Raw genomic sequence first — 9,899 nt, 5'->3', positions numbered from 1 at the left:
AGCTGCGTGCCTGGGCCGATAAGCGCGCTCGCCCGGTGTCCTCGGTTCAGTCCGAGTCCGCCGAGGAGATCCTGGATGCGGAGCTCGACGAAGACGATGCACCGTATCGTATGGACAACCTCGACGACGACGATGCACACTGATGGAAGCGCTTGAGGCGTTTGCGGCACTAGAGGCGAGCTTGGGCGGTGGGACGCTCGGGCTCGCGGCGGTCTGTGCGGGAGAGAGTGTGCTCTATCAAGCGGACACGCTCTTTCCCACAGCCAGCTCCATCAAGATCGCCATTGTTGAGGAAATCTTCCGGCAAGGGCTGGATCTAGCACAGCCAATCACCGTCAGCGAGTCGGACTTTGTCGGTGGGAGCGGCGTGCTGGCAAGCCTGACGCCGGGTGTGACGCTCCCGCTGGGTGATCTGGCAACACTTACCCTCTGCGTCTCGGACAACACGGCGAGCAACCTGTGCTTACGTGCTGTGGGCGGGCCGGAGACGGTGAATGCGCGGCTGGCCACGTGGGGCTGCATCAACACGCGCCTTCACCGTCCGATCAAGTTTCAGCTCCAAGAAAGTGACCCACCGCACACCGCCACCGGGACGCCTGCGGATTTTCTGAGGCTTCTTGCCCAGCTTGGCCCAGAGACAAAGAAACGCCTGCGTATGGTCAGCGACACCGCGATGCTACCGCGCTTACTGGGGGTAAATGCCTACGCGTCGGACTTGCGTGTCGCACCGCCGCCGTTTACGGTTGCCCACAAGCCCGGCGCGGTTTCAGGCGTGCGCAACGATGTCGGCTTTATTGAGCAAGGTGGCAAGATACTCACGGTTGCGATCTTCACCAAAGGCTGTCCTGACCCGCGCTGGACGGTGGAAAATGCCGGGTGCGTCGCCGTGGCGAGAGCCGCTCAATACCTCGCGCAGTATTTCTTAGAACCATGACGGTTGAGCCGCTCACAGGTGGACAGGCGAATACCGTCTTCGCGGTCACCTTCCTCAGCAGCGAGCACAGGCTTATCAAGTCAGCAAGGTAGTATTGTCGTATGACACCTGAGACCACACTACGCGTCGCTCGTCCCACCGACCACTGGGACGAGATTTTGCGCTTCTACCGCGACGGCCTTGGCTTTGAGCTTCTCGGTTCTTTTGAAGATCACGACGGCTTCGATGGCCTGATGCTGGGCGCTCCGGGTGCGCCCTATCACTTCGAGTTCACCCGCCAGACAGGCCACACGGTCGGGCCAGCGCCCACACAGGACAACTTGATTGTCTTCTATCTCCCCGATCTAGCCCACTGGCAAGCCGCCGTCGCCCGCATGGAAGCGCACGGCTTCGCGCCCGTGCCTTCCTACAATCCGTACTGGGATCGCGTCGGCAAGACCTTCGAGGACGCCGACGGCTACCGAGTCGTGCTACAAAACGCGGCGTGGCCCCTATGACACCTGAGCAACGATTAAAACGTATTCGCTTCTGGCTGGCCGTGTTTATTATTGGGCTGGTGCTCTCAGGCGTAACAGCATTCCCTCTCGTCTGGGAGCTGGGGCTCTTGGTGCGCTGGTTTGGTAGCGGCGACAGTGCGCTTGCAGTGTGGCTTCGAACCGTGTACACGGGGCTGGTGGAGACCGACAAGCACTACCCGTTTCTGGCTTACGGCACAGACTGGCTGGCGTTTGCGCATTTAGTGATCGCCGTGGCGTTTATCGGGCCGTGGCGCGACCCGGTGAAGAACATCTGGGTGATCGAGTTCGGGTTGATCGCCTGCGCGATGGTGCTGCCTCTCGCCTTGATCGCCGGGCCGCTCCGGGGGATTCCTTTTGGCTGGCGGCTCATTGACTGCGCTTTCGGTGTCTTTGGCGCGATCCCTCTGTGGCTGATCCGACGCGAAATTCAGCAACTTTGCTAGATAGGCTTTAATTCAGCATCTCCCAATCATTAAGATCAGGAGAAGCTACCATGATGCCCTATATTTTCTGGTTCGCGCTCATCGCGGCAGTGGTGATTGCTCTGGTGAGCCAGCACCAGCGCACCAAGTATGAGGAGTGGCCGACAGACAATACGTTCTGACGGCCCCTCTTTGTAACTCTTACAGGGTTTGCCACTGGGAGGAAACAGCCCAGGAGGATATAGCCTTGCCCTTAACCAACTCTTACAAGCATGACGGGCTATGAAATTTTAAGCGATGCGCAGGTGCAGAGCTTTTTAGACAACGGCTATCTGCGGGTGAAAGACTGCCTTGATCCAGAGCTGGCGCAGCAGTGGGTCGAAGACGGCTTTTCCCGCTTGGGCTACGATCCGCGCGAGCCGGGCACCTGGAAAAAAGACATTGTCTGGATGGACCACCACCACAGGCTCCCCGTGCGCACGCTGGCCCCGAAAGCCTGGGGCGCAATCTTAGACGTGATCGGCGGCGAGGAGCGGCTAGAGACGCAGGTGATGCAAATCGAGTCGGCGCACTTTAGCACCATTAATTCGTTTTTCTGGTCGGATGCCTTTGTCGCCAACTTCCACCGGGGCGCGGATCAGCCCTGGCAGCCCCCGTCGGCGAGCGTGGGCGGCTGGCACAAGGACGGCAGCTACTTCCGGCATTTTTTGGACTCGCGCGAACAAGCGCTTCTGACGATTGTCCTCTGGTCGGACATGCGCCACCAGGGCGGCGGCACGTTCATCGCCCCGGACTCCGTGCGTGTCATTGCCAAGCTCCTCGCCGAGCACCCCGAGGGCATCGCCCCCGGCGACTTCGACTTCCAGAACTTGATATCCCAGTGCCAGCGCTTCGAGGAGCTAACCGGCGAGGTGGGAGACTTTATCATCCTGCACCCCTTCATGCTGCACGCATCGTCGCAGAACACCCTGCGCCGCCCGCGCTTCATGACCAACCCACCCGTGGTCTTACGTGAGCCGATGAACCTCAACCGCGCCCATCCTGAGGACTTCTCACTTTTAGAGCGCGCCACGCTCCACTATCTCGGCAAAGAGCGCCTAGACTTCGCGCCCACCGCCCCCCGCGAGTCCTACTGGTGGCCGGTGTAACCTCTCCCCAACCCCTCTCCCGGGCGCTCGTTCCTCGCTGGGAAAGGGGCTTTCTGGTACGATGGGTTCACTGCTTATTGGGGAGGCTTGTATGACACGTATTCTTCGGCACAACGAGGTTCCAACGCTCTTTCGAAAAGAGGCGTTCACTGCCGACGACCTTGCGGTGGCGGTGAATTACTTCGTAGCGCGAGGCGAGAAAGAAGCGGCGAAAGAGCTGGCCCGACTCGCTCCCGATGCCTTCGATTATAAGACACCCCTAAAGGAGCGAATCGCACGGGGCTTTGAGCTTCATGATCGGGTTGAATGGGTTCTCCGAATTCTCTTCCTTCCTAGGAAGGCACAACCCCTGCGCGAACCTCGCTATGGCGGTCTGAGCCTCCCAATCCTCACGATGCCCCTCACTCGCTGGCCTCTCTATCCAGTGGCTGCCTCAGGAGGTTCTTACTTTGTTTTGAGCGAGGGATATATGCTGGGTGGGAGCCCAGAAAACCCCCTGAAATATCTGAAGTACTGCCAGAGGGAAGGGCGCTTCCGCACGCAGCCAGTTCCAGTGCCCACACGGGAGCAAGCGCTGAAGAAGGAACCGTCTGGGATTACTTAAAGGCCCAAGCAGATTCGATTCCTATCTAGCCCGGCACGGGCTTTGTGGCCGAAGGCCGTTGCAGACGCTGGTTTCAACCGGCGGCTATAGAGCGGACTCGCTTTTTGGTGACCTTTCGGGCACAATGGACTCCATGGAAGAACACGGGCCAGAGCTTCTCGCGACCCTCACCACGATGCAACGGAATACCGTGGACACAGAGGGTTGGATCACGCCGCTTCGGAAGACTCTCAACGACATTGAGGCGGAGGAGGCGACGTGGCAACCTGCACCCGACGAGCGCTCAATCTGGGAGATTGTGCTGCATGTGGAGGCGTGGACGGACTGGGCGGTGCACTTTCTTCGCGGCGAGGACACCGATGTCACCGACTGGCCGCCGGTTGGCACGGAAAGCTGGGCGGCGACGCAGCAGCGAGTGGCATCCTCGCTGGCGGCCTTTGAAGACGGGATCGCCGCCGTGAGCGCGGCGTCGCTCTTTGCGTCGCCCACCCCGAGTGTCACCCCGACCAGCCGTCTGCTGGGAATCGCCAGCATTCTCGTGCACAATGCCTACCACGCCGGGCAGCTCACCAAGCTACGGGAGCGCTACCGCAGCGTACTCGTTGTTGACGGCTTGCACTAGGGCTTTCATGTAGGCAATCGAGTACGCCAGACCGGGACGGCTTCCGCCGAGCATCTGGGGGATGTGGTCGGGAATGATGCAGCCGTCGTACTGCACTTCTCGCAGGGCACGCATCACCTGGTGCATGTCTTGGTAGCCGTCGTCAATAAACGTCTCCTGCCAGGGCTCCGGCATCGGGTTGCTGACATTGCGGAAATGGACTTTAAAGAGCTTCTTCTGCGCCGCGAAGCTCTTGATCGCCGCAATCACATCACAGCCCATCCCAACCGTGCCGCCCTCCAGCCAGCACCCGACGCACAAACAAACGCCGATGTAGGGAGAGTTCGCGATATCGAGCGCCCGCTGGTAGCCCGCCACGTTGCCAAAGATGCAGCGCGGAATCCCGCCCAACGCGTAGACCGGGGGGTCGTCGGGGTGGATGCCGATACAGACCTTGGTCTCCTCGGCCACCGGCACGACTTGCTTGATAAAATACGTGTAGTTGTCCCACAGCTCGTCCTCGGAGAACGCGCGCCCGTGGGTCAGCTCGCCCTCGAACACTTTTTCGATCCAGTGCCCTTTGGCGTTCTTGATGTCCAAGACCCGCGCCTGTACGCCGCCACGCCCCGCCGTATGGCCCGTGCTCCAGATGCCATTGCCCATATGGGCGTAGGTGTGGTAGAAGATTCCGGCTTTCTGCAAGTTGCGCAGAAACCCCAGAAACTCCTCGATCTTTTCGTCGCGGCCCGGCAAACCCAGCGTGATCTCAGGGACATTGTGGACGCCATGGTTGCCGATGCGATAGATCTTCACCCCGTACTTCGCCAAGCGCTCACTAAGGCGGCAGTAGTCGTCGGCAGTATGGTGGGCGGGATTGACGATGTTGAGCATCGCCCACTCGACTCCGAGCTGCTGCAAGAACTGCAAGTCCTCATCGCTTGCCTCGGAGCTAACGTAGGTGCCGATCTGAATGCCGGGCTTGGTGCCATAGAAGCCGGGAACCGCCCGGAGCGGATAGGTAATGGCCATATTTCATCCTCGCCCCCATGAATGGGGGCGTCTTTTTATCGTCGCAGGCTCCGACACGAAGGCCGTCCCGGCCATAAGATCGGGATGGCCCGAAGTGGCCTTTGTGTCGGCGAAGCCGTCAATAAGACCGGGTGCCCTCTGGGCGCGTGAATCGGGGCGACTAGTGATTAAACAAAAACTCCTTGGAGTTGAGTAGCGCCCATAAAATGTCCTCCACTTCCTGGCGCTTATCTTTTGCCTCCCGCAGCGACATCACCCCATCAAATAGTTCGTCCTGATCGGGGAGGCGGGTAAGTGAGGCGAGGTAGAGCTCCTGCACCAGCTTGTCGTCCGGCGTCTTGGCCTCGATCAGCTTAGCGATGCGCCCGTCTTTAGCGGAGAGCTTCTGGTTGATGCCCTTGCCGTTCATAAAGTGCAGGAGCTGCCCAAGGTTGGGAGCCTCTAAGCGCTCGCACTGGCAGACGATATTTCTCGCGGGGCGGCCAAACAGATCGAGAAAATACGAGCCCGCTGTGGTGTCTGGCAGCTCGGTGGCGCGCATCCCGGCGGGGTAGCCGCCGAATTTTTCGAGCACACCGGTCGCGCTTCCTACGGCATCCAGAAGCGGCTCGGCATCAAGGCGTTTAAAGAAATAGTGCGAAAAATAGCGCGTGTCGGCGACATTGATCTTGGTGGGAAACGCGGTGCGCTGGTAAGCACGCGTGGACAGAATCGTGCGCATCGTGTGCTTCAGATCGTAGCCGTGGTTGACAAAATCCGCGGCAAGCCAGTCTAGGAGGGCTGGGTTTGTGGGCGGATTCGTGACACGCACATCGTCCACCGGATCAATCAGGCCCTGTCCCATAAAGTGCTTCCAGAGGCGGTTGACCAGGACTTTGGCAAAGAAGGGGTTCTTCGCATCGGTGAGCCAGTCCGCAAAGGCCAGCCGCCGATCGCCCGTAAATTCTTTGGGGAGAGGAGCGCCGTCTAGGGCAGTCGGTGTCATCACTTTCCCGGTGCGTGGATGCGTCGTTTCACCGGACTTAGTGGTATAGATGATCTTCTCGTCGGGAGCCTCGCCGTTTTTGGTCTTGACACGCGAGAAAAACGCAGCGAACTGGTAGTACTGGTGCTGCTTCCACTTTTCATACGGGTGGTTGTGGCACTTGGCACAGGCGATGCGCACTCCCAGGAAAACTTGAGAGGTGGTCTCGGTAAGCGCATCGGGCGTGGAGGCGGCGCGGAAGTAGTTGGCCGGGCCATCATCGTAGACACTGCCCTGTGCGAGAAGCAGCTCGCGGGCCATGGCGTTCCAGGGCTTATTGGCCGCGACACTGTTGCGAATCCAGCGGTTAAGTGCTGTCAGGCCTTTGTCACCCAGCACATTGCGGTTGCTCCGCAGCAGATCGCCCCACTTGAGAGTCCAGTAGTCCACGTACTCGGGGCGCTCCAACAACCTCCCCACGAGCTTGGTGCGCTTCTGTGGATCGGTGTCTGTCAGAAACGCACGGGCCTCGCCCGGCGTCGGGAGCAGGCCGATCAGGTCCAGCGAGACGCGGCGCAGAAAGTCCGCGTCTGAGCAGTTGGGCGATGTGTCCAAGCCGAGCGCGGCGAGCTTGTTCTCAATCAGACGATCCACCGTGGTGGGCTGGGTCTGCGGGGCGCGGGGCGCAGCGAAGGGACTCAGCAGCGATGCCGTGGCGACCCGATCCTGGTAGCGAATGAGAATTGCGCCCTCGCCCTTGCCGACAATCTTTGCATTGCCATCGAGCGTGACTTGCGCGACGGAGCCATCACTGACACTGAATAGAGACTCCGCACTCACATCGCGGCGGGTTTTGTCGGAAAAGCTCGCCCAGACGCGAAAGCGCTGTTTTTGCCCCACGGAGAGCGTTCGCACGGCGGGCACGATCTCCAGCCCCGTGACGTCGGGCTCCTCGGGCAGAGGTTTTGGCATTCCCGCCGCGATCCAGTCGGCCAGGAGCTTATGGGCGGGCGAGCCCGCCTCAAAGAGCTGCCCGCCTTTATGGCTCACCAGCATCGTCGGTTTACGCAGAAGCAAGCTATTCTCCGGCTGGGCGGGCGACACACGGCGGCCTGCGGCGGCGCGGGTGATGCTCTCGTAGTCGGCATCGGGATCATAGCCCTGAAGCGAGAGCTTGAAGCCGCCCTTGCCCTGCTGTGCCCCGTGACAGCCGCCCTGGTTGCAGCCGTAGCGCGTGAGAAGCGGCATCACGTCTGACCGGAAACGCGGCGGCTTGGCCCCCGCGAGGCCTGTCACAGTCACTGGGATCATCAGTATCTGCCCGTTTCGCGTTGCCGTCAGCACCGTCGCGCCGTCTTTACGTGGCCAGAGCGTGCCGTCTTTAAGAACCGCAAGGCTCGGATTTCCCAGCGCAAGCTTGACATCGCCGGTCACATCCCGCCCATTTTCCTCAATCAGCACCCGCGCCGACGCGTACGCTCCACTGAGCGCAATCGCCTTCTCGCCGCCCGAAAATGCCAGTGTGGATTTGGACGGGGGCGGAGCGCTATAGCTCAGCGCCGCCAGCCCAAGCAATGCCCCGCTGCACAACAACTTTCTCATAAACGAATTATACCGTTTTCGCTCCCATGAACGCGCCCAGAGGGCACCCGGTCTTATTGTCCTCATGCTTCGGACACAAATGGCGTGCCGCCCATGGCCCGGAGGGTCTTCGTGTCGGAGCCTGCGACGTCAATATCACGCCCCCGTTCATGGGGGCGATTATCGGGGCGATTCACGCGGTAAAATAAAGCGCTATGCCAATCTACGAGTACCGCTGCAAGTCCTGTGAGCGCAGCTTTGAAACCCTCCGCGGCTTCTCTCAAAAAGACGAGCCCACCGCCTGCCCCGCCTGTGGGACACCTACCAAGACCCGCTTACTCTCCGTAATCGCCGCGACGAGCCATGGAGAAAGTGACGGCGGGGATTGTGGCTGGGATGCGGGAGCCGCCGCCTGTGTCCGCCCTGGCTGAGCGCTGCCCACCCGGCGCTGATCCGTGTGATCCGCTTTTTATTTTTTGATTTGCACCGCGATACAGATTTCACCATGCCTGAAAAACGTTACTACATCACCACGCCTATCTACTATGTCAATGGGGTTCCCCATGTGGGGAGCGCCACGACCACACTTCTGTGTGATGCCCACACACGCTATCGAAAATTGCGCGGCGACAACGCCTACTTCTTAACGGGCACCGACGAGCACGCGCAGAAAGTCGCGGATGCCGCCGTGAAGGCGGGCAAGACACCGCAGGCTTTCGTGGATGAGGTGAGCCAGCGCTTTGTGGAGTGTTGGGAGTATCTTGGCATCAAGTACGATAGCTTCATTCGCACCAGCGAGGAGCGCCACAAGAGAGTCGTCCGCGAAGTTTTCTCCAGGCTTCAGGCCAGCGGCGATATTTATTTAGGCGTCTACGAGGGCTGGTACTCGGTGGCCGACGAGACATTCTTCCGCGACACCGATGTGGACGAGAACGGGATCGTCAAAGAGACCGGCGCAAAAGTGGAGCGCATTCAAGAGGAAGTGCACTACTTCAAGCTCTCCGCCTACGGCGCGCGGCTCAAGGCGCATATTGATGCCCACCCCACTTTCTTACTGCCCGAGACGCGCCGCAACGAAGTGCTGGCGATGATCGAGGACGGCCTGCGCGATATTGCTATCAGCCGTAAAAACGCGGGCTGGGGCATTGTGGTGCCGGGCGATCCTGAGAAAGTCTTTTATGTCTGGTTCGATGCGCTTATCAACTACTTAAGCGACACCGGCTGGCCGGAGAGCCCCGAGTGGAACACGCGCTGGCCCGCGGATGCACACTTGATGGCAAAAGAGATCTACGCGCGGTTTCATGCCACGTTCTGGCCCGCCATTCTCATGGGGCTAGGTCTGCCGCTCCCCAGGCATGTGGTCGGGCACGGCTGGTGGACGGTGGGCGGTGAGAAAGGTAGCAAGAGCAAGGGCAATATTCCCGAACCTAAAGCCGTGGTAGACGCGCTGGTTGCCGCAAGTGGGGCATCGGAGAGCACTGCAAAAGATGCGCTACGCTACTATTTACTGCGCGACATCCGCTTTACCGACGACTCCGAGTTCTCGCTGGAGCTGCTCGCCAATCGCTGGAACGCCGATCTGGGCAACGACTTTGGCAACGTACTCAATCGCATCTTGAAAGCGACGTACTTCAATGGGGTGGTTCCCGCAAACGCCCCGCTCGATTCCGGACTCACGGCGCTTGCTGCCGAGACCGTCGCGGCCTACACGAAAGCCCTGGAGCGCTTCGACTGGGGCAGTGCGCTGGCCTCGGTCTGGCCGCTTCTGCGCGCGGTGAATGTCTACCTAGCACAAAAGGCCCCGTGGAAAGCGGCCAAGGCGGGCGAGACGGAGGCCGTCGCCGAGGCCGTCTACAATGCGCTCGAAGGCGTCCGCCTGGCAACCTATCTGCTCTCGCCGGTCATGCCCACCATCGCGGCGGAAGTGGCCCAGCAGCTCGGCCTCGCCTCACTCACCGACGGCACCTGGGAAGAGAGCACACGCTTCGGCGCTCTGCCCGGCGGCATCAAGACCGGCGCGCCCTCGCCCCTCTTCCCGCGCGTTGATACGAAAATCTTAACTTTAACGGAGAAACCCTTGGAAACAACACCCGCGCCC

General features: G+C 60.4%; 10 protein-coding genes. 8 read left to right on the top strand and 2 right to left on the bottom strand.

The window, feature by feature from the left end; genetic code table 11:
* Positions 1-142: 142 nt before the first annotated feature.
* The 6 genes from ACH2EH_RS18390 (at position 143) to ACH2EH_RS18365 (ending at position 4,248) form a co-directional block, all read left to right on the top strand.
* Positions 143-934, top strand: coding sequence for a serine hydrolase (locus tag ACH2EH_RS18390; RefSeq protein WP_395143895.1), 792 nt, complete (start codon positions 143-145; stop codon positions 932-934).
* 101 nt (positions 935-1,035) lie between these two features.
* Positions 1,036-1,431, top strand: a complete 396-nt coding sequence (locus tag ACH2EH_RS18385) for a VOC family protein (RefSeq protein WP_395143893.1) — start codon at positions 1,036-1,038, stop codon at positions 1,429-1,431.
* On the top strand, positions 1,428-1,895 hold the full coding sequence (locus tag ACH2EH_RS18380) for a hypothetical protein (protein WP_395143896.1): 468 nt from the start codon (positions 1,428-1,430) through the stop codon (positions 1,893-1,895). The genes ACH2EH_RS18385 and ACH2EH_RS18380 overlap by 4 nt, the downstream gene beginning before the upstream one ends.
* A 251-nt stretch (positions 1,896-2,146) precedes the next feature.
* Entirely contained in the window at positions 2,147-3,022 is an 876-nt protein-coding gene (locus ACH2EH_RS18375; RefSeq protein ID WP_395143891.1) for a phytanoyl-CoA dioxygenase family protein, read from the top strand.
* 91 nt (positions 3,023-3,113) lie between these two features.
* Positions 3,114-3,626: a hypothetical protein gene (locus ACH2EH_RS18370; RefSeq protein WP_395143890.1), complete on the top strand. Its 513-nt coding sequence runs from the start codon at positions 3,114-3,116 to the stop codon at positions 3,624-3,626.
* Positions 3,627-3,759: 133 nt separating this feature from the next.
* Positions 3,760-4,248, top strand: a complete 489-nt coding sequence (locus ACH2EH_RS18365; protein ID WP_395143888.1) for a DinB family protein — start codon at positions 3,760-3,762, stop codon at positions 4,246-4,248.
* Here ACH2EH_RS18365 and ACH2EH_RS18360 read toward each other — a convergent pair.
* Both ACH2EH_RS18360 and ACH2EH_RS18355 read right to left on the bottom strand, forming a co-directional pair.
* Positions 4,201-5,256 (bottom strand): mannonate dehydratase, encoded by a 1,056-nt coding sequence (locus tag ACH2EH_RS18360; RefSeq protein ID WP_395143886.1) that lies wholly within the window; start codon positions 5,254-5,256, stop codon positions 4,201-4,203. The genes ACH2EH_RS18365 and ACH2EH_RS18360 overlap by 48 nt on opposite strands.
* A gap of 160 nt (positions 5,257-5,416) precedes the next feature.
* Positions 5,417-7,822, bottom strand: a complete 2,406-nt coding sequence (locus ACH2EH_RS18355) for a DUF1549 domain-containing protein (RefSeq protein ID WP_395143884.1) — start codon at positions 7,820-7,822, stop codon at positions 5,417-5,419.
* A 194-nt stretch (positions 7,823-8,016) separates the two neighbouring features.
* Here ACH2EH_RS18355 and ACH2EH_RS18350 point away from each other — a divergent pair, with 194 nt between their 5' ends.
* Positions 8,017-8,232 carry a zinc ribbon domain-containing protein gene (locus ACH2EH_RS18350; RefSeq protein WP_395143882.1) on the top strand — a complete coding sequence of 72 codons (216 nt, stop codon included), beginning with the start codon at positions 8,017-8,019 and terminating at the stop codon, positions 8,230-8,232.
* 74 nt (positions 8,233-8,306) lie between these two features.
* Positions 8,307-9,899, top strand: a 1,593-nt coding sequence (gene metG / locus ACH2EH_RS18345; RefSeq protein WP_395143881.1) for a methionine--tRNA ligase, incomplete at its 3' end; no start/stop codon positions are given.

Source organism: Armatimonas sp. (assembly GCF_043760365.1).
Taxonomy (GTDB): Bacteria; Armatimonadota; Armatimonadia; order Armatimonadales; family Armatimonadaceae; genus Armatimonas.
The sequence above is the reverse complement of the archived record's forward strand: the minus strand, read 5'-3'. Positions and strand labels throughout refer to the sequence as shown.